The 25,128-nt window shown below is 74.2% G+C and carries 20 protein-coding genes and 1 riboswitch; of the genes, 7 read left to right on the plus strand and 13 right to left on the minus strand.

Translation table 11 applies throughout. The features are described 5' to 3' along the window. Window positions 1–8 precede the first annotated feature (8 nt). From BLW63_RS02505 to uvrB, 6 genes are all read right to left on the minus strand, one after another. Window positions 9–1,274 carry an alpha-hydroxy acid oxidase gene (locus BLW63_RS02505; RefSeq protein WP_091151047.1) on the minus strand — a complete coding sequence of 422 codons (1,266 nt, stop codon included), beginning with the start codon at window positions 1,272–1,274 and terminating at the stop codon, window positions 9–11. 126 nt (window positions 1,275–1,400) lie between these two features. After that, window positions 1,401–1,694 (minus strand): hypothetical protein, encoded by a 294-nt coding sequence (locus BLW63_RS02510; protein WP_139263455.1) that lies wholly within the window; start codon window positions 1,692–1,694, stop codon window positions 1,401–1,403. Window positions 1,695–1,802: 108 nt separating this feature from the next. Further along, window positions 1,803–3,809 carry a S9 family peptidase gene (locus BLW63_RS02515; RefSeq protein WP_091151051.1) on the minus strand — a complete coding sequence of 669 codons (2,007 nt, stop codon included), beginning with the start codon at window positions 3,807–3,809 and terminating at the stop codon, window positions 1,803–1,805. 27 nt (window positions 3,810–3,836) lie between these two features. After that, window positions 3,837–4,943 (minus strand): TerC family protein, encoded by a 1,107-nt coding sequence (locus BLW63_RS02520; protein WP_091151053.1) that lies wholly within the window; start codon window positions 4,941–4,943, stop codon window positions 3,837–3,839. A 342-nt stretch (window positions 4,944–5,285) separates the two neighbouring features. After that, the gene (locus BLW63_RS02525; RefSeq protein ID WP_091151055.1) at window positions 5,286–6,449 is read right to left on the minus strand and encodes a TerC family protein; all 1,164 of its coding nucleotides are present in this window, start codon (window positions 6,447–6,449) and stop codon (window positions 5,286–5,288) included. Between the two features lie 344 nt (window positions 6,450–6,793). After that, a complete protein-coding gene (gene uvrB, locus BLW63_RS02530; protein ID WP_091151057.1) occupies window positions 6,794–8,908 on the minus strand; it encodes an excinuclease ABC subunit UvrB in 2,115 nt (704 codons plus the stop codon). A 457-nt stretch (window positions 8,909–9,365) separates the two neighbouring features. Here uvrB and glgX point away from each other — a divergent pair, with 457 nt between their 5' ends. The 3 genes from glgX (at window position 9,366) to BLW63_RS28455 (ending at window position 14,881) form a co-directional block, all read left to right on the plus strand. Further along, a complete protein-coding gene (glgX, locus tag BLW63_RS02535; RefSeq protein WP_091151059.1) occupies window positions 9,366–11,480 on the plus strand; it encodes a glycogen debranching protein GlgX in 2,115 nt (704 codons plus the stop codon). 2 nt (window positions 11,481–11,482) lie between these two features. Beyond that, the gene (gene treY, locus BLW63_RS02540; RefSeq protein WP_091151061.1) at window positions 11,483–13,819 is read left to right on the plus strand and encodes a malto-oligosyltrehalose synthase; all 2,337 of its coding nucleotides are present in this window, start codon (window positions 11,483–11,485) and stop codon (window positions 13,817–13,819) included. A 303-nt stretch (window positions 13,820–14,122) separates the two neighbouring features. Then, window positions 14,123–14,290, plus strand: a riboswitch (cyclic di-AMP (ydaO/yuaA leader). A gap of 27 nt (window positions 14,291–14,317) precedes the next feature. After that, the gene (locus BLW63_RS28455; protein WP_280140476.1) at window positions 14,318–14,881 is read left to right on the plus strand and encodes a LysM peptidoglycan-binding domain-containing protein; all 564 of its coding nucleotides are present in this window, start codon (window positions 14,318–14,320) and stop codon (window positions 14,879–14,881) included. 235 nt (window positions 14,882–15,116) lie between these two features. Here the strand turns inward: BLW63_RS28455 and BLW63_RS02550 are convergent, their stop codons facing one another. The 3 genes from BLW63_RS02550 to BLW63_RS02560 are packed head-to-tail and all read right to left on the minus strand — an operon-like array spanning window position 15,117 to window position 18,114. Further along, window positions 15,117–16,337, minus strand: coding sequence for an ABC transporter permease (locus BLW63_RS02550; protein WP_091151065.1), 1,221 nt, complete (start codon window positions 16,335–16,337; stop codon window positions 15,117–15,119). Continuing rightward, a complete protein-coding gene (locus tag BLW63_RS02555; RefSeq protein ID WP_091151067.1) occupies window positions 16,334–17,080 on the minus strand; it encodes an ABC transporter ATP-binding protein in 747 nt (248 codons plus the stop codon). Before BLW63_RS02555 ends, BLW63_RS02550 begins: the two co-directional genes overlap by 4 nt. After that, the gene (locus BLW63_RS02560) at window positions 17,077–18,114 is read right to left on the minus strand and encodes an efflux RND transporter periplasmic adaptor subunit (protein WP_091151069.1); all 1,038 of its coding nucleotides are present in this window, start codon (window positions 18,112–18,114) and stop codon (window positions 17,077–17,079) included. The genes BLW63_RS02555 and BLW63_RS02560 overlap by 4 nt, the downstream gene beginning before the upstream one ends. Window positions 18,115–18,295: 181 nt before the next feature. Here BLW63_RS02560 and treZ point away from each other — a divergent pair, with 181 nt between their 5' ends. Together treZ and BLW63_RS02570 are read left to right on the plus strand one after the other, a co-directional pair. Then, on the plus strand, window positions 18,296–20,050 hold the full coding sequence (treZ, locus tag BLW63_RS02565) for a malto-oligosyltrehalose trehalohydrolase (protein ID WP_091151071.1): 1,755 nt from the start codon (window positions 18,296–18,298) through the stop codon (window positions 20,048–20,050). Between the two features lies 1 nt (window position 20,051). Next, complete coding sequence (locus BLW63_RS02570) at window positions 20,052–20,774, plus strand: dihydrofolate reductase family protein (RefSeq protein WP_091151073.1); 723 nt, start codon at window positions 20,052–20,054, stop codon at window positions 20,772–20,774. Here BLW63_RS02570 and BLW63_RS02575 read toward each other — a convergent pair. The 4 genes from BLW63_RS02575 to BLW63_RS02590 all read right to left on the minus strand — a co-directional run bounded on the left by BLW63_RS02575 (window position 20,749) and on the right by BLW63_RS02590 (window position 22,699). Next, on the minus strand, window positions 20,749–21,150 hold the full coding sequence (locus BLW63_RS02575) for a DoxX family protein (protein WP_091151075.1): 402 nt from the start codon (window positions 21,148–21,150) through the stop codon (window positions 20,749–20,751). The two genes, BLW63_RS02570 and BLW63_RS02575, sit on opposite strands and share 26 nt — an antisense overlap. Before the next feature lies 1 nt (window position 21,151). After that, on the minus strand, window positions 21,152–21,538 hold the full coding sequence (locus BLW63_RS02580) for a type II toxin-antitoxin system VapC family toxin (protein WP_091151077.1): 387 nt from the start codon (window positions 21,536–21,538) through the stop codon (window positions 21,152–21,154). Next, on the minus strand, window positions 21,535–21,768 hold the full coding sequence (locus BLW63_RS02585; RefSeq protein ID WP_091151079.1) for a type II toxin-antitoxin system Phd/YefM family antitoxin: 234 nt from the start codon (window positions 21,766–21,768) through the stop codon (window positions 21,535–21,537). Before BLW63_RS02585 ends, BLW63_RS02580 begins: the two co-directional genes overlap by 4 nt. A gap of 286 nt (window positions 21,769–22,054) precedes the next feature. Next, on the minus strand, window positions 22,055–22,699 hold the full coding sequence (locus BLW63_RS02590) for a TasA family protein (RefSeq protein ID WP_091151081.1): 645 nt from the start codon (window positions 22,697–22,699) through the stop codon (window positions 22,055–22,057). Window positions 22,700–22,947: 248 nt separating this feature from the next. On the opposite strand from BLW63_RS02590, the gene BLW63_RS02595 reads away from it, so the two are divergent. Both BLW63_RS02595 and BLW63_RS02600 read left to right on the plus strand, forming a co-directional pair. Then, the gene (locus tag BLW63_RS02595) at window positions 22,948–24,468 is read left to right on the plus strand and encodes a sensor histidine kinase (protein ID WP_091151084.1); all 1,521 of its coding nucleotides are present in this window, start codon (window positions 22,948–22,950) and stop codon (window positions 24,466–24,468) included. Next, the gene (locus BLW63_RS02600; RefSeq protein WP_091151085.1) at window positions 24,465–25,127 is read left to right on the plus strand and encodes a LuxR C-terminal-related transcriptional regulator; all 663 of its coding nucleotides are present in this window, start codon (window positions 24,465–24,467) and stop codon (window positions 25,125–25,127) included. The genes BLW63_RS02595 and BLW63_RS02600 overlap by 4 nt, the downstream gene beginning before the upstream one ends. The last annotated feature ends 1 nt before the right edge of the window (window position 25,128 follow it).

Consider the following 25,128-nt stretch of genomic DNA (forward strand, 5'->3'; position numbering starts at 1 on the left):
GCCGCACCCTAGGGACGCGCCGACACCGACGGCAAACGATCCCCCACCCACCCGGAGGGAGCGCCGCGCAGCCGGACCCGGTCGGGCGTCAGCTCCCCGACCGACGGGACGCCGAGCAGCCGCAGGGTCCGCGTCACCTCGCCGGCCAGGATGTCGGCGACCCGCTGCACGCCGCGCTCCCCGCCGGCCATCAACCCGTAGAGGTAGGCCCGGCCGACCAGGCAGGCCCGGGCGCCGCAGGCCACCGCGGCGACGACGTCGGCCCCGTCGAGGATGCCGCCGTCCAGGTAGACCTCGGCCCGCTCGCCCACCGCCGCGACGACCGCGGGCAGCTCTTCCAGCGGCGTCGGTGCCCGGTCCAGCTGGCGGCCGCCGTGGTTGGAGACGACGACCGCGTCCGCCCCGGCGTCGACCACCGCGCGGGCGTCGTCCGCCGTCTGCACGCCCTTCACCACCAGCGCGCCCCGCCAGGTCTCGCGCAGCGTCCGCAGGTCGGCCAGCGTCGCGGCCGGCTCGAACACGCGGTCGGCGAGCTCGGCGACCGTCCCGGTCCAGGAGCGCAGCGAGGCGAACTCCAGCGGCTCGGTGGTGAGCAGGTCGACCCACCAGCGCGGGTGGACGGCGGCGTCGGCCACGGTGCGGAGAGTCAGCGCCGGCGGGATGGTGAGCCCGTTGCGGACGTCGCGCAGCCGCGGCCCCGCGACCGGGGTGTCCACGGTGAGGACCAGCGCCTCGTACCCGGCCGCCGCGGCCCGGGCGACCAGCGCCGCGCTGGCCTCGCGGTCGCGCCACAGGTACAGCTGGAACCACCGGCGGGCGCCGGGGGCGGCCTCCGCGAGCGCCTCGATGGTCGTCGTCCCCATGGTCGAGAGGGCGTAGGGGACGCCGACCCGCTCGGCCACCCGGCCGACCGCGGACTCCCCCTCGGTGTGCATGAGCCGGGTGAAGCCGGTCGGCGCGAAGACCAGCGGCAGCGACGACCGCCGGCCCAGCACCGTCGTCGACGGGTCGACTGCGGAGACGTCGCGCAGCACGCTGGGGCGGAACTCGACGCGGGCGAACGCGTCGCGGGCGCGTCGCAGGCTGACCTCCGCGCCGGCGGCGCCGTCGGTGTAGTCGAAGACCGCGCGCGGCGCCCGCCGGCGGGCGACCTCGCGCAGGTCGGCCACCGAGGCGGCCGCGGCCAGCCGGCGGTCGGTCGCGTCCCCGGGCAGCCTGCGAACCCGGATCAGCTCGCGCAGCTCGGACCAGCGGGGCACGCGGCGCTCGACCACGGCGGACCTCCTCGAGTCGGGGTCGGCCCACCCTCGCAGGCCGGGCGTCATCCCGCAGGCGGCACCGCGTCCAGCACCTGGTCCGGGAGCCGCTGGAGCGGTGGGGTGCGGTCGTCGCACCGCCGGTCACGCCACCGCAGCGAGCAGCAGGACCCCGGCGCCGACGAGCGCTCGCTCCAGGAGCTGCCGCCCGACGGCCGGGTCGGCGCCCTCGGGCGACCGTCCCCGCCGCAGGGCCGCGTCGTGCTGCTCGACCCGTCCACGACCACCGGGCCGGCGGCGTCGCCACCAGGAAGCCAGGACCATCCCCGTGATCGGCCCGAGGAACGGACCCAGCCCCCCGGCCCGGTCCACGGGCTCGTCGGAGGGCAGGGCGAACAGCCACGAGATCAGCGCGTAGCAGGCTGCGCAGGTGGCCATGACGAGGACGGCCAGTGCCGTGCCCGGCCACCGACCGTGACGTGCCGACGGCACGGGCGGTGTCGGCTGCGGCACGGGGCTCCGCCACGACGACCGGTGACCGTCTGCTCAGTCCAGCCGGGTCGCCCGCACGGTCAGCGGCTCCCGGCCGCCGTCGTCGGGCGGCAGCGCCCCGGCATCGACGACCTCGACCGGCAGGTCGTCCTCGAGGGTGACCGGCAGCCACCGCGCCCACCAGCGCAGCAGGTGCTCGAGCCGCGCCTGCCGGTGCCGGGGCCGCCCGGTGCGGCCGAGCTCCGAGCCCTCACCGGGGAACAGCAGCAGCTCCGCGGAGACGCCGCGGCGCTTGAGCTCGACGTAGCGGCGGGTGCCCTGCCCGGCGGGGTACCGCCGGTCGTCCTCGCCGTGCACCACCAGGGTGGGAGTGGTGCTGTCCGCGGCCGGGGTGGGCGGGTCGGCGCCGAGGTACTGGTCGACGAACCACCAGCCGACGTCCGAGGTGCCGACCAGGCCGGCCGGGTCGGTGAGCGCCCCGTCGAGGACGGCCGCCGCGAACCGCGTCGTCCGCCCGGTGAGGAGGGTCGCCAGCCAGCCGCCGTAGCCGGTCCCCATGACCCCGACCCGCTCGGGGTCGAGCGCCGGGTCGGTCAGCACGGCGTCGAGGAAGGCGACGACGTCGTCGGCGTCCACCGTGCCGCCGGCCGCCCGCACCGCCCGGGCGTGGGCCTGCCCGTGGCCGGACGAGCCGCGGGGGGCGCAGCGGACGACGGCGTAGCCGGCCGACACCAGCACCTGGGCGTCCACCGACAGCGACCAGCCCTCCGGACGGCGCAGCGGGTCGGACAGGCAGAGCAGCACCGGGTGCGGGCCGGGGCCGGGCGGCAGCGTCACCCAGCCGTGCACCTCGGTGCCGTCCGGGGCGGTCGCGGTGCGCTCCTGCGAGCGGTGCAGCCGGCCGGTGGCGCCCAGGGCGCGGCCGAAGCCGGTGAGCAGCCGCCGCCGGCCCGGCGTGACGGCGATCAGCTCGCCCGCCGAGCGGTCGTGCCCGACCGTGGCGACGACGACCCCGCCGGCCGCGGCCAGCCCGTGCACGGTGAACGGCCCGTCGACGAGGGCCTCCGGCGACCCGCCCTCCAGCGGCACGCGGAGCAGCTCCACGGCGCCGTGCGACCGCACGCCCAGGTGGGCCGCTCCCCCGGCCAGCACGGTCGCCGGCGTCGCGTCGCCCCGGTCGGTGACGGCGGGGGCGAGCACCGGCTCGGGCGTCCCGCCGGTGGCCCGCACCCGGCACAGCGTGGCGCCGCGGCCGACGACGTCCACCCCGTCCCGGCCCAGCTCCAGCCGCGCGGTGAGCCAGATCCAGTCGCCGGAGGGGTCGTAGGTGGGCCGCGCGCACCGCGCCCGGCCGTCGGTGACCCGGCGCAGCGTCCCGCCCCCGGCCGGGACGGCGTAGACGTCGCGCACCAGGTCGCGGTCGGCGCGCGCGTGCCGGGCCGAGACGAAGGCCAGCTCGGCGCCGTCGGGGCTCCAGGTGACGTCGGCGTCGTCGGCCGCGCCGTCGGTGACCTGCCGCGGTCGCGGCAGCGGGCCGTCGTCCTCCCCGTCGGCGGGCAGGTCGAGGACGAACACGTGGCTGTACCGGTCGGTCACCACGCCGACGCCGTTGGCCTGCCAGCGCAGCGTGGTGACCAGCCACGGCGGCTGCGCGGCCCGGTCGACGCCGGAGCGGTCGACCTGCGGCACCCGGGCGGTGAAGGCCAGCCGGCGGGCGTCCGGCGACCAGACCGGCCGGCCGGTCCCCAGCGGGGTGTCGGTCAGCCGGCGCGGCGCCCCGCCGGCCGTGGGCAGCAGGTACAGCTGCGGCCGCCCGCCCGGCCCGGCCCCGCGGTAGGCCAGCCACCGGCCGTCCGGGGAGAAGACCGGGTCGGTGTCCCGGGGGCCAGGCGTCAGCGGCCGGGCCGGCGCCGAGCCGTCGGTGGGCACTGCCCACAGCCGGCTGCGCTCCGCGTCGTCCCCCGGGTCGGTTCGGGCGACCGCGACGACGGCCATGCGACCGTCCGGGGAGACCGTGGGGACGCCGGGGACGCGCAGCAGCGCGAGGTCGTCAGGGCGCACGCCGGTCGTGCCTCCGGGGCGCGGGGCTCAGCGGCGGGGGGTCTCCTCGTCGGATTCGGCAGCGAGCCGCGCCTCCGCCTTCGCCGCCGCAGCGGGCCCGCCCGTGGCGACCGACTCGGCGGTCTCCGGCGCGACGTCCGGAGCCCCCGGGCCCGACTCCTCGTCGGGCAGCTGGCCGCGGGTCTTCACCAGGCTGGCGACCGTGGCGATCAGCAGCACGCCGAGGATGATCGACAGCGAGAGCCAGATCGGGATCGTCGGGACGGCGTCCACGTGCTCGCCACCGTTGATGAACGGCAGGTTGTTCTCGTGCAGGGCCTCGAGGATCAGCTTGACGCCGATGAAGGCCAGGATGACCGCCAGGCCCAGCGACAGGTAGACCAGCCGCTTGAGCAGGCCGCCGAGCAGGAAGTACAGCTGCCGGAGCCCCATGAGCGCGAAGACGTTCGCGGTGAAGACGATGAACGGCTCGCGGGTGAGGCCGAAGATCGCGGGGATGCTGTCGAGCGCGAACAGCAGGTCCGTCGTCCCCAGGGCGATGAAGACGATGACCATCGGCGTCCAGAGCTTCTTGCCGTTCTCGGTGACGCGGACCTTGGCGCCCTGGAAGTCCTGCGTCATCGGCAGGACCCGGCGCATCCGCCGGATGAAGGCGTTCTCCTCGTAGTCCTCGTCCTCGCCGCGGTGCCGGACCAGGTTGATCGCGGTGTACACGAGGAAGGCGCCGAAGATGTAGAAGACCCAGATGAACCGCTCGATCACCGCGGCGCCGAGCAGGATGAAGATCCCGCGCAGGACCAGGGCGATGATGATCCCGACCATCAGGGCCTCCTGCTGCAGGTGCCGCGGCACCCGGAAGCGGGCCATGATGATCACGAAGACGAAGAGGTTGTCGACCGACAGCGAGTACTCCGTCAGCCAGCCGGCGTAGAACTCCGTCGCGTACGTGCCGTTGGTGAAGCTCAACAGCAGGAGCCCGAACAGCAGGGCGAGCGCCACGTAGAAGCTGACCCAGATGCTCGCCTCCTTCACGGAGGGCTCGTGCGGGCGGCGGGCAACGATGGCGAGGTCCGCGAGCAGCAGGGCCGTCAGCCCCACGAACGTCGCGACCTCGAACCAGACGGGCAGTTCCATGCGGTCAGTTCCTCCGGGGACATGCAGGTGTCAGCACCGGAGGTCTCTCCCACCGCCGGCCTGAGGGCCGGCGATCGGCAGCACCGGAGGCCATGGGGCCTCGTGATGACGACACTGCCGCGGGGGGATACTCCCCTCCACTGGACGGCCCCGGAGCGGCGCAGCCCTCATTGGCTGCGGCCTTCTGGAACCGCGGCGCCCACCGTACCTGCCGCCCGGTCGCCCTTCGACGTGACGTCCGAAGTGTTCGTAGTGTTCTCGGGGACGCCGCGTCGGCCGGCCGCGGACGGCACCCGGCCCGCCCTCGGGGAGGACGGGCCCGGTGTGGCGGGGCGGAGCGGGTCAGCCGCGGTGGCGGGTGGCGCCGCTGGCAGCGTGCTCGTCGGCGTCGGTGACCGGCGCGTCGTGCGGCGAGGGCGGGGCCTCGTCGGGACGACGTGCGTGCGGGTCGCGGTCGCCGGGCCCCTGCGCCAGGAGGCCCTCGGAGTCGGCCGCCGCATCCCCCGCGCCGGTGGGCGACTCCACGCCGCGGGCCGCATCCCGCCGGTTCTTCAGCAGGCTCGCCACCGTGGTCACCACCAGCGTGACCAGGATGACGCTCAGCGACAGCCAGGTCGGCACCTCGGGGATCACCGTGACGTGCTCACCACCGTTGATGAACGGCAGCTCGTTCTCGTGCAACGCGTGGATGAGCAGCTTCACGCCGATGAAGCCGAGGATGACGGCCAGGCCGTAGGAGAGGTAGACCAGCCGGTCGAGCAGGCCGTCGATGAGGAAGAACAGCTGCCGCAGGCCCAGCAGCGCGAAGGCGTTCGCGGTGAAGACCAGGTAGGTCTCCTGGGTCAGCCCGAAGATCGCCGGGATGGAGTCGACGGCGAAGAGGATGTCCGCGCTGGCGATGGCGACCAGGGCGATGGCCAGCGGGGTGATGTACCGCCGGCCCCTGATCGTGGTGACCATCTTGTCGGAGTGGTACTCGTCGGTGGTCGGGAGGACCTTGCGGGCCAGCCGCAGGGCCGCGTTCTCCTTGAACTCCTCGTCGTGCGAGTGGCCGCCGCTGCGTGCCTGCGCCCACGCGGTCCAGATGAGGAACCCGCCGAAGACGTAGAAGATCCAGCTGAACTGCTCGATGGCGGCCGCGCCGACGAAGATGAACGCCGTCCGCAGGACCAGGGCGAAGGCGATGCCGAACAGCAGCACCTTCTGCTGCAGCTCTCGTGGGACCGCGAAGCTGGCCATGATCAGGACGAACACGAAGAGGTTGTCGACCGACAGGCTCTTCTCGGTGATGTACCCCGCGAAGTACTCACCGGCGTACTGGCCACCGCTGAACCACAGAACCAGCAGTCCGAAGACCACGGCGATGCCGACGTAGACAGCCGACCAGACGGCCGACTCGCGCAGTGTCGGCGCGTGCGGAGTGCGCACGTGACCGACGAAATCGAAGACGAGCATCCCCACGATCGCGGCGATCGTGAGGGCCCACACCCAGAAGGGCACGTCCACGGTGGATACCTCCGGTGACCGAGCGGCGCGCGGCGCCGCTGCGTCTGACCTGAGGTCTCTCCCGCCGCCTCCGCCCTGAGGTGACCGGTGGTGCCGGGGGTCCATGGGGACCCCGTACTGACGACACCACCGCGCGGGGATACTCCCCTCCACGGAACCACTGACGACGGACACCTCTGCGGTGACGCCGTCGAGCGATCACTTCCCACACGACGCTACCGGGATGCACGGTGTTCCGAGCAGGAGAACACCCTCATCCCGGTGTGACAAGGGCCACGCCGTGGCCGGCACCGGCGGCTGGGGCCCCCTGTCCTGCCAGGGCGAGCTGTGACCCCGGCGGCGCCTCAGGCGTGTGCGGCGTCGAGCTGCCGCAGCTCCTTCTTGAGCTCGGTCAGCTCGTCGCGCAGCCGGGCGGCCACCTCGAACTGCAGCTCGCGGGCGGCGGCCAGCATCTGGTCGTTCATCTGCGTGATGAGGTCGGCCAGCTCGGCGCGCGGCAGCCCCTGCGCATCGATGCCGCCGGCCTTGCCCGCCCGCTTCGACGACAGCCCGGGCACCGGCGCCTTGCCGCGGGACTGCTGCCGGCCCGAGCCCCCGACCAGCTCGACGCTCCCGGCGTCCTCCGCGGCGCGGTAGATGCCGTCGAGGATGTCGACGATCTTCTTGCGGAGCGGCTGCGGGTCGATGCCGCGCTCGCGGTTGTAGGCGATCTGCTTCTCGCGGCGCCGGTTGGTCTCCTCGATCGCCAGGGCCATCGAGGGGGTCACCGTGTCGGCGTACATGTGCACCTGGCCCGACACGTTGCGCGCCGCGCGCCCGATCGTCTGGATCAGCGACCGGTTCGACCGGAGGAAGCCCTCCTTGTCGGCGTCCAGGATCGCCACCAGCGACACCTCGGGCAGGTCGAGGCCCTCGCGCAGCAGGTTGATGCCGACCAGGACGTCGTACTCGCCCTGCCGCAGCTCCCGCAGCAGCTCGACGCGGCGCAGCGTGTCGACCTCCGAGTGCAGGTACCGCACCTTGATGCCCAGCTCGAGCAGGTAGTCGGTGAGGTCCTCGGCCATCTTCTTGGTCAGCGTGGTGACCAGGATCCGCTCGTCCTTCTCGGTGCGCACCCGGATCTCGTGCACCAGGTCGTCGATCTGCCCCTTCGTGGGCTTGACGACCACCTCCGGGTCGACCAGCCCCGTCGGCCGGATGACCTGCTCGACGACGTCACCCTGGACCCGGCCGAGCTCGTAGTCACCGGGGGTGGCCGACAGGTAGACCGTCTGGCCGATGCGGTCGGTGAACTCCTCCCACTTCAGCGGGCGGTTGTCCATCGCCGAGGGCAGCCGGAAGCCGTGCTCGACCAGCGTGCGCTTGCGGCTCATGTCGCCCTCGTACATGCCGCCGATCTGCGGCACGGTCACGTGCGACTCGTCGATGACGAGCAGGAAGTCGTCGGGGAAGTAGTCGAGCAGGCAGGCACCGGCGCTGCCGGGCGCACGGCCGTCGATGTGCCGGGAGTAGTTCTCGATGCCGGAGCAGAAGCCGACCTGGCGCATCATCTCGATGTCGTAGGTGGTGCGCATCCGCAGCCGCTGCGCCTCCAGCAGCTTGCCCTGCCGCTCCAGCTCGGCCAGCCGCTGCTCGAGCTCGGCCTCGATGGTGGCGATCGCCCGCTCCATCCGCTCCGGGCCGGCGACGTAGTGGGTGGCCGGGAAGACGAACAGCTCGTCGACCTCCCGGACCACCTCACCGGTGAGCGGGTGCAGGTAGTACAGCCGCTCGACCTCGTCGCCGAACATCTCGATCCGGCAGGCCAGCTCCTCGTAGACGGGGAAGACCTCGATGGTGTCGCCGCGCACCCGGAAGGTGCCGCGGGTGAACGAGAGGTCGTTGCGGGTGTACTGCTCGGTGACCAGGGTGCGCAGCAGCTCGTCGCGGTCGCGCTCCTCCCCCACCTTGATCTTCAACGCGCGGTCGACGTACTCCTCCGGCGTCCCCAGGCCGTAGATGCAGGAGACGGTCGAGACGACGACGACATCGCGCCGGGTGAGCAGGCTGTTGGTCGCGGAGTGCCGCAGCCGCTCGACCTCCTCGTTGATCGAGGAGTCCTTCTCGATGTAGGTGTCCGTCTGCGGGACGTAGGCCTCGGGCTGGTAGTAGTCGTAGTACGAGACGAAGTACTCGACCGCGGCGTCGGGCAGCAGCTCGCGGAACTCGTTGGCCAGCTGCGCGGCCAGCGTCTTGTTCGGCGCCATGACCAGCGTCGGGCGCTGCACCTGCTCGATCAGCCAGGCCGTCGTCGCCGACTTGCCGGTCCCGGTCGCGCCGAGCAGGACGGTGTCCTGCTCGCCGGCGGTCACCCGCTCGGCCAGCGCCTGGATGGCGGCCGGCTGGTCGCCCGAGGGTTGGAACTCGCTGACGACGCGGAAACGCCCGCGGGTGGGCCGGATGTCGGTGGTCGCGCGCACGGGTCGACGGTACGACCCCCCAGTGACAGGACGACGTCGGTGAGCCGTGGGCGGACGGGAGGGGCGGACGGGACGGCGGGACTGGCGTCCGGTGCTTGCACGTGGTGGGGTCGCCGCCTAGCGTCCCCGGTCGCAGGAGCGGTCACCGCCGAGGACCAGTGCCACCCGGGGCCCTGCGCCCCGGACGAGGTCGGACCCGGCGTCGCTGCCCCGGCCGGACCTGCGCACGACGCCCCCCACGGAGACCTCCGCGGGGGGCGTCGTCGTCCCGCCGCACCGCGCTCCGGCGGCCGTGACCGAGGTCTCCGGACCGTGACCTGGGAGAGGGTTGGACGGCGGCACGCCCGGGCACGAGGGGTCGGAGGACCATGCACACCGACCTCCCCGACGACGCCCCGCGGCGGGGAGGCCCCCGGCCCCCGGCGCCCGGGGGCGCCAGCACAGGAGGACCCCGTCCATGACCCAGGTGTGGCCTGGAACCGCCTACCCCCTCGGCGCGACCTACGACGGCACCGGCACCAACTTCGCGATCTTCAGCGAGGTCGCCGAGAAGGTCGAGCTGTGCCTGTTCGACGACGACGGGACCGAGCAGCGCATCCGGCTCCCCGAGATGGACGGCTACGTGTGGCACGCCTTCCTGCCCGGCATCCAGCCCGGGCAGCGCTACGGCTACCGCGTGCACGGCCCCTACGACCCGTCCCAGGGCCTGCGCTGCAACCCCACCAAGCTGCTGCTGGACCCGTACGCCAAGGCGATCGACGGCCAGATCGACTGGGACCCGTCGGTGTTCGGCTACGACTTCGACAGCGGTGAGCGCAACGACGAGGACTCGGCGGTGCACATGCCGAAGTCCGTCGTCGTCAACCCCTACTTCGACTGGGGCGTCGACCGCCCGCCGAAGACGCCGTACCACAAGACGGTCATCTACGAGGCCCACGTCAAGGGCCTGACGATGACCCACCCCGACGTCCCGGAGGAGCTGCGCGGCACCTACGCGGCCATCGCGCACCCGGCCGTCATCTCCTACCTGCACGACCTCGGCGTCACCGCCATCGAGCTCATGCCGGTGCACCAGTTCGTGCAGGACGACACCCTCCAGCAGAAGGACCTGCGCAACTACTGGGGCTACAACACCATCGGGTTCTTCGCGCCGCACGACGAGTACGCGAGCAACACCGACAACGGCATGCAGGTGCAGGAGTTCAAGGGGATGGTCCGCACCCTGCACGAGGCGGGCATCGAGGTCATCCTCGACGTGGTCTACAACCACACCGCCGAGGGCAACCACCTCGGCCCCACGCTGTCGTTCAAGGGCATCGACAACCGGGCCTACTACCGGCTGGTCGAGGACGACCCGCAGTACTACATGGACTACACCGGCACCGGGAACTCGCTCAACGCCCGGACCCCGCAGGCGCTGCAGCTGATCATGGACTCGCTGCGCTACTGGGTCACCGAGATGCACGTCGACGGCTTCCGGTTCGACCTGGCCTCCACGCTGGCCCGCGAGCTGCACGCCGTCGACCGGCTGTCGGCCTTCTTCGACCTGGTGCACCAGGACCCGGTGGTCAGCCAGGTCAAGCTCATCGCCGAGCCGTGGGACGTCGGCGAGGGCGGCTACCAGGTCGGCAACTTCCCCGCGCTGTGGACCGAGTGGAACGGCAAGTACCGCGACACCGTCCGCGACTACTGGCGTGGCGAGGACGCCACGGTGGGCGAGTTCGCCAGCCGGCTGACCGGGTCCTCCGACCTCTACCAGCACTCCGGCCGTCGGCCGGTGGCCAGCATCAACTTCGTCACCGCCCACGACGGGTTCACCCTCAACGACCTGGTCTCCTACAACGAGAAGCACAACGAGGCCAACGGCGAGGGCAACAACGACGGCGAGAGCCACAACCGCAGCTGGAACTGCGGGGTCGAGGGGCCGACCACCGACAAGAAGGTCGTCACCCTGCGGGCCCGCCAGCGGCGCAACTTCCTGGCCACGCTGATGCTGAGCCAGGGCGTTCCCATGCTGCTGCACGGCGACGAACTCGGCCGCACCCAGCAGGGCAACAACAACGGCTACTGCCAGGACTCGCCGCTGACCTGGATCCACTGGGACGAGGTCGACCAGGGGCTGCTGCAGTTCACCAAGGCGGTGACCCGGCTGCGCAACGAGCACCCGACGTTCCGCCGCCGCCGCTTCTTCCACGGCCGGCCGGTGCGCCGCGAGGCGGGCCAGCCGGTGCCGGACATCGCCTGGTTCACCCACGCCGGCGAGCTGATGACCGAGGAGGACTGGGACGCCGCCTACGCCAAGTCCATCGGCGTCTACCTCAACGGGCACGGGATCCGGTCGACCGACGAGCGCGGCGAGAACGTCGTCGACGACCACTTCTACCTGGCGTTCAACGCCTGGCACGAGCCGATCGAGTTCACCCTGCCCCCGGAGGAGTACGCGCAGTCGTGGACCGTCGTCCTCGACACAGCGGAGATGGGCCAGGTCGAGCCGCGGGAGTTCAAGCCCGGCGAGACGCTGAGGCTGCAGGACCGCTCCATGGTCGTGCTCACCGCGCCCCGACGGTCGTGAGTGTGTCCGAGCCGCTCAGCGAGCAGCGTCGCCGCGACGTCCCGACCGGGACCTACCGGCTGCAGGTCACCGCCGACGCCACGTTGGACGACGCCGCCTCCCTGGCCGGCTACCTCGCCGACCTCGGGGTGAGCCACGCCTACGCCTCGCCGCTGCTGCGGTCGGCGTCGGGCAGCACGCACGGCTACGACACCGTCGACCACGCGCACATCGACGAGTCGCGCGGCGGACAGGCCGGGTTCGACCGGCTGGTCGCCGCGCTGCACGAGCACGGCCTCGGCCTGGTGCTCGACCTGGTGCCCAACCACATGGGGATCGCCGACCCCGCCGAGGCGCCCTGGTGGTGGGACGTGCTGCAGCACGGGCGCGACAGCGCCCACGCCGCCGCGTTCGACGTCGACTGGGACTTCGGTGGCGGCCGGGTGCGCATCCCGGTGCTGGGGTCGGCGGACGACGTCGAGAAGCTCGAGGTGGTCGCGACCCCGGACGGGCCTGAGCTGCGGTACTACGACAACCGCTTCCCCGTCGCGCCGGGCACCGGCGACGGCAGCCCGCAGGAGGTGCACGACCGGCAGCACTACGAGCTGGTCGACTGGCGGCGGGCGGACCGCGACCTCAACTACCGGCGGTTCTTCGCGATCAACACCCTCGCCGGGATGCGCGCGGAGGACCCGGCGGTCTTCGAGGCGACCCACCGGCTCGTGTTGCAGCTGGTCGCGGCCGGCGCGGTCGACGGGCTGCGGATCGACCACCCCGACGGCCTGGCCGACCCCAAGGGCTACCTCGACCGGCTCGCCGAGGCCTCCGGAGGCCGGTGGACCGTGGTGGAGAAGATCCTGGAGCCCGGCGAGGAGCTGCCGGAATCGTGGCGGACGGCCGGGACGACGGGCTACGACGCGCTCGCCGAGGTCGACGACGTGCTGGTCGACCCGGCCGGCGAGGCGGCGCTGTCCGCGCTGGACACCGAGCTCTCGGGGGCCCCGGTGGACTACGCGCGGCTGGTGCACGACTGCAAGCGCGAGGTGACCGACGGGATCCTGGGCTCGGAGGTGGCCCGGCTGGTGCGGGTCATCGGCGAGCTGCCCGGCATCCCCCCGGAGCAGCAGACCGAGGCGCTGGCCGAGCTGCTGGCGAGCTTCCCGGTCTACCGCACCTACCTGCCCGATGGCCGCGAGCACCTCGACGCCACCGTGGCCGCCGTGCGGGAGCGCCGTCCCGACCTCACCGCCGCGCTCGACGCGCTGCACCCGGTGCTCTCCCAGGCCGGGACCGAGGCGGCGACCCGGTTCGAGCAGACCAGCGGCCCGGTCATGGCCAAGGGCGTCGAGGACAGCGCGTACTACCGGTGGGCGCGGTTCGTGGTGCTCAACGAGGTCGGCGGCGACCCCGCCCGGTTCGGCAGCACGGTGCCGGAGTTCCACGAGGCGCAGCAGCGCCGCGCGGACCGCAAGCCCCGGTCGATGACCACGCTGTCGACCCACGACACCAAGCGCAGCGAGGACACCCGCGCCCGGCTGGCCGTGCTCGCCGAGCTGGGGGCCGAGTGGGCCGACCTGGTCCGCGGGCTGGTGACCCGGCACCCGCTGCCCGACCGGCCGCTGGCGCACCTGGTGTGGCAGAACCTGGTCGGCGCGTGGCCGCTGTCCCGGGAGCGGGCGCACGGCTACGCGGAGAAGGCCGCTCGCGAGGCGGGGACGTCGACGACGTGGACCGACGTCGACGAGGAGTTCGAGACCGCCCTGCACGCGATGGTCGACGCGGCGTACGACGACGAGCGGACGCACGCCGAGATCGAGCGGTTCGTCGCCCGCATCGCGCCGTTCGGCCGGTCGAACTCGCTGGCGCAGAAGCTGCTGCAGCTGACGATGCCCGGCGTCCCGGACGTCTACCAGGGCACCGAGCTGTGGGACCACTCGCTGGTCGACCCGGACAACCGCCGTCCGGTCGACTACGAGGCACGTCGCCGGCTGCTGGCGCGGCTGGACGAGGGCTGGGTGCCGCCGGTGGACGACGAGGGCGCGGCCAAGCTGCTCGTCGTCTCCCGCGTGCTGCGGGCCCGCCGGGAGCACCCGGAGTGGTTCGACGGGTATGCGCCGGTGACGGCGACCGGGGTCGCCGCCGACCACGTGGTCGCTTTCGACCGGGGCGGCGTCGTGCCGGTGGCCACCCGGCTGCCCGTGGGTCTGTCGATCGCCGGCTGGGCCGACACCGCGCTGCGGCTGCCGACCGGGGCGTGGCGGGACCTGCTGACCGGCGGCCGCTTCGTCTCCGACGCCGAGGGGCTGCCGGTGGCCGGGCTGCTCGAGCGGCTGCCCGTCGCGTTGCTCGTCCGCGACTGAGGAAGGACCCCCCTGCCCCCCACCGCTCGCAGGCTCGCGGCGGGACCCTGTAGGAGGGCCACCGTCTTCCCCACCCCTCGCAGGCTCAGGGCGGGACCGGGACGGGCCGGGACCGAGACGGAGCTCACGCCGCCGTGAGGCGCGGGGGCGTGACCAGGTGATCCGTCCGGCCCCGGTTCCGGCGGCCGGTGGTGTCACCCCCGTTGCCCCTGGGGCATGGGACGAGTCGCCGTGACCTGACCGTTACCTTGTCCCGGCACCCCCCATCAGGGACCGGGTGCCGGAGCCGATCCGCCGAACCCCGTCCGTCGGCTGCCGTACCTCCTGTACAGCCAGGACGGGGGTGGGGGACCCATCTCGGTGCCCGGCCGGTCCGGCCGGGCGCCTCGGGGTGAAGCCGTGCACGCACGGCCGGGGCACCGATCGCTCCGAACCCGACAGCTCACCTCGCAGGCGGCGGATCGGGAGTCCCCCATGCGTTCGTCCTCTTCTGCCCGCATGCCCGCACGCGCGCTGCGCCGCGGCGCCGTGGTGCTCGGCGGCGCCGCCGCCGTCTGCCTCGGCGTCCTCGCCGCACCGGCGTCGGCGGCCGCCCCCAACGACTGGGACGCCGTCGCCGCGTGCGAGTCCAGCGGCAACTGGGCCATCAACACGGGCAACGGCTACTACGGCGGCCTGCAGTTCAGCGCGAGCACGTGGGCCGCGTTCGGCGGCACCGAGTACGCGCCGCGCGCCGACCTGGCCACCAAGGCGCAGCAGATCGCCGTCGCCGAGCGCACGCTCGACGTGCAGGGCCCGGGTGCCTGGCCGAGCTGCGGCAAGGCGCTCGACCCGTCGGCCCCCGAGGCGGGCGCGGCTCCGGCCGCGCCGGCCCTGGCGGCCGCGCCCGCACCGGCGGCTGCCGGCGGGGGCACCTACACGGTGCATGCCGGTGACACGCTCGGCCGCATCGCCTCGGCGCAGGGCGTCGCGGGTGGGTGGCAGGCGCTGTTCGCCGCCAACGACGACCAGCTCAGCAGCCCGGACCGCATCGCGGTCGGCCAGGTGCTGCAGCTGCCGTGAGGCGGACCGGCGGCCGGGGGACGCGCTCCCCCGGCCGCCGGGAGCCCGGGCCGCTGATCCGCGAGATCTGCACTGCATGGGCAGAGAGGTCCGCCGGGTGCAGTACCTCCGGCAGCCGGACGGTGGGACCCGGTCGGCGTCCGGGGGTCCGCCCTGAGCCTGGCGACGACTGGGAACGGCCCCGCTGCAGGGTCCCGCCGCGAGCGTGCGAGCGGTGGGGCAGCGGGGTCCTCCTTCAGAAGCGGATGGCGTCGATGACCCGCGCCCGGACGGCGATCACCGCGGGCAGCAGGCCGGCCAGCGCGCCGACCGCGGTCGCCGCCACCAGGCCCTCCACCGCCGCGGCCACCGGGAACGCCGGGGTCTCGGCCAACGGGATGCCGCTGTTGAGCAGCTGGTCCAGCGGCAGGTTGCGCACCAGGACGACCGAGAGCGCCACCGCGGCGAGCCCGGCGAGGAACGTGGCGCAGACGCTCTCCAGCATGATCGCGGAGAAGACCCGCGACGAGGTGGCGCCGAAGCTGCGCCGGACGCCGATCTCCCGGATCCGCTGGCGGACCGTCACCAGCCCGATGTTGAGCACGCCCAGCCCGCCGAGCACCAGCACGACCACGCCGGCCCCCCGGATCGCCAGGCGCAGCATGCCGAGCGTCTCCTCCAGGCCCTGCGAGTCCGACCGGTAGGCGTCGACCTGGACGCCGCCGAGCGCCAGCCCGAGGTCGTGGGAGACCACCGCCATGACCTCGTCGGCCTGCTCGGGCCGCACCCAGAGCTCGAGCGTCGACGGGCCGAACGCCATCGCCGACGGGTCGGCCACGCCCGGCGCGTCCCAGGGGCCGGCCGACCGGTCCACGCGGTAGGCGAGCAGCTCCTCGCCGTAGCCCTCGCGGACGACGCCGACGACCACCGCCCGCACCGGGTCCCCACCGCCGATCACCACCGTGGGACGGGCCGAGAGGTCCGGGACGCCCAGCGCGGCGAGGAACGCCTCGTTGACGACGACGGCCGGGGCCAGGCTGTCCCGGTCACCCTCCCGCAGCCAGCGGCCCTCGATCGGCTCGACGCGGTGCAGCTGCCCGTAGGACGGCGAGACCCGCTTGGTCTGCACGGCCTGGGTGCCGCCGGGCAGCCGGAAGCGGGTCTCCTCGTACCCGATGCTGGCCGTGGTGGTGATCCCGTACCGCTCGGTGAGGTCCGCGACGGCGGCGTCCCACTCCTGCGGGTCCGGCGGCATCCCGGTCTGCGGGTCGTAGGCGGTGACGCCAATGGTGGCCGACCGGCCGCCCATGCGCTCCCCCTGCTCCTGCTGCACCTGCGCGACGAGCAGGCCGAGCGCGGTCACCGTCGTCATGGCGAAGACGGCGAGGAAGACGCCGACGAGGGACAGCACCACGCGCGCCCGGTGCACCCGCACCTCGCTCCACGCCTCGGCGAGGGTGGCCAGCACGGGGATCACGGCAGCGCCTCCTCGAGGGGCGCGGCCGCGGGCGCGGGGACGACGGCGGTCGGCGCCGGCTCGGCCAGTGGGGTCAGCCGGCCGGCGTCGAGCCGGTACCGGCGGTCGGCCAGCCGGGCGACGTTCAGGTCGTGGGTGATGGTGACCAGCGCCGCGCCGCCCTCCGCGGCGGCCTCGGCCAGCAGCGCCATCACCTGGGCGCCGGTCTCGACGTCGAGGGCGCCGGTCGGCTCGTCGGCGAGGACGACCCGCGGCGAGCGCACCAGCGCCCGCGCGATCGCGACCCGCTGCTGCTCACCACCGGAGAGCCGCTCGGGGACGATGTCGGCACGGGCCCCCAGGCCCACGCGGTCGAGCAGCTCGCGCGCCGTCCGGCGCCGGCGCAGGTAGTCCCGGCCGCGGGCGTAGAGCAGCGGCGCGGCGACGTTCTCCTCTGCGGTGCGCCGGGGCAGCAGGTTGAACTGCTGGAAGACGAAGCCGAACACCTCGCCGCGGAGCCGGGCGCGGCGGCGGGCCCGCAGCGCGCCGGTCGGCTCCCCGTCGAGCAGGTACTCCCCGCCGGTGGGGCTGTCGAGCAGGCCGAGGATGTTCAGCAGCGTCGACTTGCCCGACCCGGACCGGCCGACGATCGCCACGTGCTCGCCCGCGGCCACCTCGAGGTCGACCCTGGTGAGGATCGGCAGCACGCCGCCGTCCGGCAGCCCGACCTCGCGGCTGATGCCGCGCAGCGCCAGCAGTGTCATCCGAACGGCCCCGCCATCCCCGGGCTCTCCACCGTGTCGTCGGGCACCGGCACGAACGCCAGCACCGAGTCACCCTCGGCCAGGCCCTCGCGGACCTCGATCTGGTCGCCGTCGGTGAGGCCGAGCACCACCGCGCGCTGCTCCTGGGCGCCGTCGGCCCCGACGACCCACACGCTGCCCTGCTGCACCGAGCCCTGGACCGCGGTCACCGGGACGACGAGCACGTCCTCGGCGACGCCGGCGTCCACGACGACGGTCGCGGCCATGCCGGGGAACACCGTCGTCCCGGCCGGGACGCGGCAGCGGGCGGTCGTGCCGCCCTGCCCGGTCCCGCCGCCGGCGGCCGGGTCGACCGGGGCGCCGCCCTGGTCGTCGCCGGCGTCGTCGGTCGCGGCCGGCGCGCCGAGCGTCAGGTCGCTGCAGGTGAACGGGGCGGGGCCGCCCTGAACCTCCACCTGCGCGGTGGACGGCGGGGCCAGCAGCCGGAACTGGTCGTCCTGGCCCAGCGTCGCGGTCACCGACAGGGAGCCCGAGGAGATGCCGGCGACCCGGTCGCCGACCGCGACCACCTGGTCGACCAGCACGTCGACGGCGGTGACGGTGCCACCCGTGGGAGCGGGGACGGTCGCCGTCCGGACGAGCGGGGCGCGGGGCGTGCTGGTCGGGTTGCCGTCGGCATCGGTGCCGGCGACCGGCTCGCGCTCCTCCTCCCAGCGGACCTCCAGCACGCCGTCGCCCTGCGCCACGACGTCGCCGGGCTCGACCAGGACCCGGCGGACCGTCCCGGCCTTGGTCGCCTTGACCGGGACCGTGGCGTCGGCGACGACGGTGCCCTGGACGGTGACGGTGTTGGCGACCGTGCCGCGGGCGACCGGGACGACCGGGGAGGTGAGGTCCACCGGCGGCGCTCCGCCCGACACCGGCGCGGCCGCCCCGCTGCCGCCGCGGAAGGCGAGGACGAGCAGCGGGACGGCGATGACCGTCCACACCACCAACCGCAGGACCGGGAGGACGACGGTGCGGACCACGCTCATGGCGCTCCTCGGGGCGGGTGGCGCCCTCCGGCACCGGTGGGAGCGCACGGTAACGACACCAGGGCGCTCCGGAGGCGGAGTGGCGCGCGGCACGCCGTGATCACGTGGTTGGCGGCGTGCGGCGCGGGCATCACCCCCCGGAACGCCGCCGAACGACCCCGATCCCCCTGGAGGCCCCTGCATGTCCGCTGCCGTCGAGTTCGCCGTCTGGGCGCCGGTCCCGGAACGGGTCCGGCTGCAGGTCGACGGGTCGGTGTACGACATGCGCCGAGAGGACGGCGGCTGGTGGCGCGCCGAGGTCGAGGCCCGTCCGGAGGCCGACTACGGCTTCCTGCTCGGGGACGACGACACCCCCCGGCCGGACCCACGCTCGCGTCGCCAGCCCGAGGGCGTGCACGGGCTGTCCCGCCGCCACGACCCCGCGTCGTACGCGTGGGGGGACCGCGCCTGGACCGGCCGCCCGCTGGCCGGCGGCGTGGTCTACGAGATGCACGTCGGCACGTTCACCCCCGAGGGCACGCTCGACGCCGCCGTCGGGCGGCTCGACCACCTGGTGGACCTCGGCGTCGACTTCGTCGAGCTGCTGCCGGTGAACGGCTTCGACGGCACGCACAACTGGGGCTACGACGGCGTCCTCTGGTACACGGTGCAGGAGAGCTACGGCGGCCCCGCGGCGTACCAGCGCTTCGTCGACGCCTGCCACCAGCGCGGCCTCGGCGTCCTCCAGGACGTCGTCTACAACCACCTGGGCCCGTCGGGGAACTACCTGCCGTTGTTCATGCCGATCTTCAGCGAGGGCGGCGCGAACACCTGGGGCAGCTCGGTCAACCTCTCCGGTCCGGACTCCGACGAGGTCCGCCGCTACGTCATCGACAACGCGCTGATGTGGCTGCACGACATGCACGTCGACGGGCTGCGGCTGGACGCCGTCCACGCGCTGGTCGACGAGCGGGCCACCCACGTGCTCGAGGAGATGGCCCAGGAGGTCGACCGGCTGTCGGTCGCCGAGGGCCGGCCGCTGACGCTCATCGCCGAGAGCGACCTCAACGACCCGCGGATGGTCACCCCGCGGGTGGCGGGCGGCACCGGCATCCACGCCCAGTGGAGCGACGACTTCCACCACGCGCTGCACTCGGTGCTCACCGGTGAGGGCCAGGGCTACTACGGCGACTTCGCCGCGGCCGGCCTCGCCGGGCTGGCCAAGACGCTGACCGGCGCGTTCTTCCACGACGGCGCGTACTCCAGCTTCCGGCGCCGGCACCACGGCCGGCCGGTCGACACCGCGCTGCTGCCCGGCTGGAAGTTCCTCGGCTACCTCCAGGATCACGACCAGATCGGCAACCGCGCGGTGGGCGACCGCGTCTCAGCGTCCCTCTCCCCCGGCCTGCTCGCCGTCGGCGCGACGCTGGTGCTGACCAGCCCGTTCACCCCGATGCTGTTCATGGGCGAGGAGTGGGGCGCCTCGACGCCGTGGCAGTTCTTCACCAGCCACACCGACCCCGACATCGGCCGGGCGACGGCGGAGGGGCGCAAGGGCGAGTTTGCCGAGCACGGGTGGGACGCCGACGAGGTGCCTGACCCGCAGGACCCGGAGACCTTCGACCGCTCGAAGCTGGACTGGAGCGAGCCCGAGCGCGACCCGCACCGGAGGCTGCTCGCCGTCCACCGGGCGCTGCTGCGACTCCGGCACGAGCACCCCGACCTGGTCGACCCGGACCTGTCGCGGGTCCAGGTGTCCTGGGACGACGCCGACCGCTGGCTGGTCCTGCACCGCGGCTCCCTGCGGGTGGTGGCCAACCTCGCCGACGCCCCTCGCGAGATCGATCTGGACGTCCCCGTGACCGACGTGCTGTTCGCCACCGGGGAACTGCCGCTCCTCGACGGACGGACGGTGACCGTGCCGGCCGAGAGCGCGGCCCTCCTCACCACCGCCTGACGTGCGCCGGCTGCTGCCCGGGCCGCCGGCCGACCTGGACGACGACGCGCTTGTCGAGGCCTACCGGCTGCCGGCCGGGCGGTCGCTGCGGGTGGACTTCGTCGCCTCGCTGGACGGCTCGGTCACGGTCCGGGGCCGCAGCGGCGGCCTCGGCTCCCCGGGCGACAAGCGGGTGTTCCGCACGCTGCGGGCGCTGGCCGACGTCGTCCTGGTCGGGCACGGCACGGCGGCCGCCGAGGGCTACCGCCCGGTGGACGCCGACCCGCACGTCGCCGGGCTGCGGACGGCGCTCGGCCGGCCCGCGTCGCCGCCGATCGCGGTCGTCTCCCGGCGGGCCTCGCTGGCGCCCGGGGACCGGCTGGCCGTCCCCTCGACGATCCTGGTCACCTGCGCGGCCGCCGACGCCGACCGGCGCGCAGCCCTCGCCGCGGCCGGGGTGACGGTGTTGGTGTGCGGGGACGACGAGGTCGACCTGCCTGCGGCGCTGGACGCGCTCGCCGACCGGGGGCTGGCGCAGGTGCTGTGCGAGGGCGGCCCGGCGCTGCTGTCGGCGGCGCTGGCGGCCGGGGTGGTCGACGAGCTGGACCTGTCGATCGCGCCGGCGCTGGTCGGCAGCCCCGACCGGTTGGTGGCGGGCGTTCTGGCCGACGTCGTCCGCCCCCGGCTGGTGCAGCTGCTCGAGGAGGACGGCGTGCTGTTCACCCGCTACGCGGTCGACCGGTAGCGCGCCGGGCCACCGCCGCGGCCCAGCCGACGTAGCCGAGGTTGACGGCCACGCGCGCGGCGACGCCGGCCGGCCGGTCGGACGCCTGCTGCTCGGTGTGCCGGTGGCGGAGCGGCTCGAGGTGCGCGGGCAGGTAGGTGGTGATGAGCGCGGCGGTCGCCCGCGCGCCGGCCCGGCGGGTCGCCGGCACCGCGACGAGGGCGCCGACGGCGACGTCGGCCAGCCCGCTGAGCACGACCAGCGCCGAGCGCGCCGGCAGCCACGACGGCACCAGGCCCCGGTAGTAGCCGGGGTTCGTGAAGTGGGTGACCCCGCTGACCACCATGAGCGCGGCCAGCGGCCACGCCGCCAGGTCGTCCCTCCTCGGTCGCGGCACGTCAAGCGACCAGGCGGACGACGTCGCCGTACGCCGCGAGCCGCTCGTCCGCGGTGAGCAGCACGGCCCCCTCGGCGACGGCCTGGGCGACGAGGAGCCGGTCGAACGGGTCGCGGTGGACGTCGGGCAGGTGCTCGACCGCGGCAGCGTGCTCGACGGTGACCGGCAGGTGGTCGAGCACCAGCTCGCTCGTGACGCGTCGTGCCCAGGTCCGGACGTCGGGCCCGACGGAGAGCTTGCCGAGGCGCTGCTTGATCGCCAACTCCCAGATGCTCACCGCCGACACCAGACGCACGTCGGCGCCAGCGAGCAGATCGGCGCCCGATCCGAGCCGTTCAGGAGTGGTGGCGGCCCACACCAGCGCGTGGGTGTCGAGGAGGACCCTCACTCCTCACCCTCGAACGCCCGCTGCAGGTCCTCGGGCAGGTCGTCGAAGTCGTCGGCAATCCACACGTTGCCGCGGTCGAACCCCAGGTTCGGCGTCCGCCGGGCCGGCCCGACCAGCCGCGCCACGACCCGGCCACGGTTGGTGATCTCGACCTCCTCACCCGCCGCGACCTTCTCCAGGAGCCGGGACAGGTGCGTCTTGGCCTCGTGCACCCCGACCGACGTAGTCATGGAACTTAGTCTACTGACGCCTGATCCTGGGATCGAAGCGACGGTGACGGTCGGCGTTCGCCAGGTCCATGCGCCCGGCCGTGACCACCTCGGCCCTCCAGGCGGCCCTGTCGCCCGCCGCCCGCCCTGTGATGCCCGCACGGCGAGGCCGGCACGTTCCCGCGGTAACGCCGTCAAGCCCTCGGGCTGGCGCGGGTCTTTCGAGCATGTCGTCGCCGGCCCGGCGTCCGGAGACGCCGCGAGGGCGGTCCGGGGAGCTCCCGGACCGCCCTCGGGGGGACGAACGTCAGACGGCCTCCTGCGCCAGGGTCACGTCGACCTTGAACGACGCCGCGTCGCTCTGGACGACGTTGCCGGCCGTCGAGGGCAGCTTCACCTCGAGGACGATGCAGTTGCCCTGGTTGGCGGCGAGCGAGCCGACGGCGATCCCCGCCGGGGCCGCGGCGGCGTCCTCGAGGGTGACGGCCCCCATGCCCAGCACCGGGGTGCCGGTCGTGGACGACTTGCAGGCTGCGGCGTCGGCGGCGGACGAGTCCAGGAACTGGACGGTGGCGAACTGCGAGAACTCGCCACCCAACGCCCAGTCGGTGCAGCTCGAGTCGGCGGCCTGGTCCGTCGTCGCCTTGGTCTCGGCGTCCTGGCAGCCCCGCTCCTCGTCCGCGGTGACGGTGAGGTCCGCGGTCAGCGCGCCGTTGACCGTGCCCGCGTTGTTCACCCAGTACGAGAGGGTGCTCGTCTGGCCCGGGTTGAGGCCCAGCGGCGAGACCGAGCCGCTCTGTGTGGCGCCGCCGACGGTGAGGTCCATGGTCCCGCCGCTGGCGGTGGCGGTGGAGGTCTCGCTGTCCTGGAAGGCGGCGAAGGTGCCGCTGGCGCCGAAGGCGATGAGGGCGGTGCCGCCCATGGCGGCGGCGGCGATGGCGATCTTCTTCACGGGTGTCTCCTGTCGGTGTCCCCGTCGAACGACGGTTCTCGCCGGACATCTGCGCGGCGAACGACACGAGGTTCCGTTCCGGCACCGCGTCGCGGCATCGTCAGTTCTGTTGATTCGCTACGGGGCGTTGCACATCGGTCACATGGGACCCGTCCGACGCAACCGCCCCGACCTCCGCCGGGAGTCACCCGTCCGTGTGTTTCGCTGCGTGCGCGAGTACGGCGAGTACTGGAACGGATGTGCCACGGATGAGATCAACTACGGCCAGCGGGACCCTCGCCGCAGCGGTCCGGGAGACGGTGGCGCGACTTTCCACCGGCCGGCTGGCGGCGGCCCTGGCCGCGGTGGCGGTCCTCGTCCTCGCGGGCGAGCGTGCGCGGCACACCGTCCTGGTCGTGATCGGGACGCTCGCCCTCTTCGCCGCCGGCGCCGGCTTCCTGCTCCGCTGGCGGGTGACCGCCACGCGCACCTCCTGGCACGCCGGTACGGGCTTCGTCCTCCTCGGCCTGACCCAGCCGGTCGCCGTCGCGGTCGACGCCCTGCTCGACGGGCGCCGGCCGGCCGTCGCCACTGCCGCGGGGCTGTGCGTCGTGGCGTGGTCCGCGATCGTGACCCTGCGCGCCTTCACCGACCCGGTCACCCGGCCCCGCCTGCAGCGGGCGGTCGTGGTCGCGCTCACCGCACTGCTGCTCGCCGGCGCCGCGCTCGCGCTGGTCGCGGTCGTCGGCCACTGGCCTGGGCTGACGTGGGCCACGGTCCCGGCCTCCTACGCGCTGGCCGGAGCACCCTGGCTGGCCGTGGCCGTCGCCGCTTGGACCCTCGACCCGCTGAGCGCCGGGGACCGCTCCTCGACGCGGACGATGGCCGCGGTCGCCGCGGTCGTCGGCGGAGTCACCGCCCTGAGCGGGCTCCCGACGGCGACCACCGCGGTCCGGACAGTGCACGACCTGGGGATGGTCGCCGCCGCGCTCGGCCTGATCGTCATCGCCGCCCGTGGCCTCACCGACGCGCTGGCCGGCCAGGAGCGCTACGTCGCGGGGCTGCTGGAGCAGCTCGCCGGGCACGAGCGCCAGCTGCAGCAGGCCCGCGGCTGCCTGCACGACGCCCGCGCGACGGTGGCCGGCATCCGCGCCGGCTCCTCCGCCGTCCGCCACCTCACCGCGCCGACCGATGCCGACTCCCGCGCCGCCCTGGAGGAGTCCGTCGCCGTCGAGCTCACCCGGCTGGAGCGGATGCTGCGGCTGCCGGACCGGGCTCCGTCGGTCAGCGACGTCGACCTGGACGACCTGGTCCGCGCCCTCCTGATCAGCCACCGAGAGCGCGGGCTGCGCGTGCACTGGGCGCCGTCGGAGCAGCCGCCGGTCCGCGTGGACGGCGACGCGCTGGCCGTCATCCTCGGTAACCTGCTCGGCAACGCGCTGGTGCACGCCCCGGGAGCGCTGTGCCGGCTCGGCGTGGAGGTGACCGACCGGCTCACCGTCACCGTCGCCGACAACGGCCCTGGCCTGCCGCCTGCCCGCCGCGCGGCCGCCTTCGAGGCGGGCACCCGCCGCCCCGGCAGCCCCGGAGAGGGGATCGGCCTGGCCATCTCCCGCGACCTCGCCCGTCGGCACGGCGGCGACCTGGTCATCGAGGACGCGGCCGTCGGCACCGCGGTCCGCCTCACCCTGCCGGCGCACCGCACGACCGAGGCGCCCGCCGTCCGGGACCTCCCCCGCCCCCGCGACGCTGGCGGGTCCCGGACCGCCGCGCTGAGGCTGGCCGGATGACCGGACCCGTGCTGCTGGTCGACGACCACTCGCTGTTCGCGCAGTCGGTCGAGATCGGCCTGCGCTCCGTCGGCATCCCCGCCGTCCGGGTGCCCCCCCGCTCGGCCCCGGACATCGAGCAGTCCTGCGCCGGCGCAGCGCCGGCCACGGTGCTGCTCGATCTGCGGCTGGGCCCGGACACGGACGGCGTCCCCATCGACGGCCTCGACCTGGTAGCTCCGCTCACCGCCGCCGGCTGCCGCGTCGTCGTCGTCACCGGCGAGACCGGTGACGCCACGTGGGGCACCGCGCTGCAGCGAGGTGCGACGACCGTGCTGTCCAAGTCCACCGACCTGGACGACCTGCTGCGGGTGGTGACCGCGGTCCGGGCGGGCGAGCCGGTCCTCGACGAGGGGCGCCGTCAGGACCTGCTGGCCGCCGCCCGCCGCGCCCGCGCCGACGAGTCAGCCCGCCTGGCGCCGTTCCGTGCGCTGAGCGCCCGCGAGGCCGAGGTGCTGCGCTCCCTGGCGGCCGGCATGCCGGCCGCCACCATCGCGGCCACGGCGCACGTGAGCGAGGCGACGGTGAGGACGCAGATCCGCGCGGTGTTGACCAAGCTTGAGGTCACCTCGCAGCTGCAGGCCGTCGCGCTGGCCCGCCGGTCCGCTGGCTGGACCTGAC

Source organism: Geodermatophilus africanus, assembly GCF_900107105.1.
In the GTDB taxonomy this organism is placed as follows: Bacteria; Actinomycetota; Actinomycetes; order Mycobacteriales; family Geodermatophilaceae; genus Geodermatophilus; species Geodermatophilus africanus.

Bases quoted from the DNA above. Each gene is read 5' to 3' on its own strand.
- BLW63_RS28455 (WP_280140476.1), top strand. From the start codon at position 14,318: ATGCCCGCACGCGCGCTGCGCCGCGGCGCCGTGGTGCTCGGCGGCGCC.
- glgX (WP_091151059.1), top strand. From the start codon at position 9,366: ATGACCCAGGTGTGGCCTGGAACCGCCTACCCCCTCGGCGCGACCTAC.
- BLW63_RS02595 (WP_091151084.1), top strand. From the start codon at position 22,948: ATGAGATCAACTACGGCCAGCGGGACCCTCGCCGCAGCGGTCCGGGAG.
- treZ (WP_091151071.1), top strand. From the start codon at position 18,296: ATGTCCGCTGCCGTCGAGTTCGCCGTCTGGGCGCCGGTCCCGGAACGG.
- BLW63_RS02560 (WP_091151069.1), bottom strand. From the start codon at position 18,114: ATGAGCGTGGTCCGCACCGTCGTCCTCCCGGTCCTGCGGTTGGTGGTG.
- BLW63_RS02555 (WP_091151067.1), bottom strand. From the start codon at position 17,080: ATGACACTGCTGGCGCTGCGCGGCATCAGCCGCGAGGTCGGGCTGCCG.
- BLW63_RS02585 (WP_091151079.1), bottom strand. From the start codon at position 21,768: ATGACTACGTCGGTCGGGGTGCACGAGGCCAAGACGCACCTGTCCCGG.
- BLW63_RS02510 (WP_139263455.1), bottom strand. From the start codon at position 1,694: ATGGCCACCTGCGCAGCCTGCTACGCGCTGATCTCGTGGCTGTTCGCC.
- BLW63_RS02600 (WP_091151085.1), top strand. From the start codon at position 24,465: ATGACCGGACCCGTGCTGCTGGTCGACGACCACTCGCTGTTCGCGCAG.
- BLW63_RS02520 (WP_091151053.1), bottom strand. From the start codon at position 4,943: ATGGAACTGCCCGTCTGGTTCGAGGTCGCGACGTTCGTGGGGCTGACG.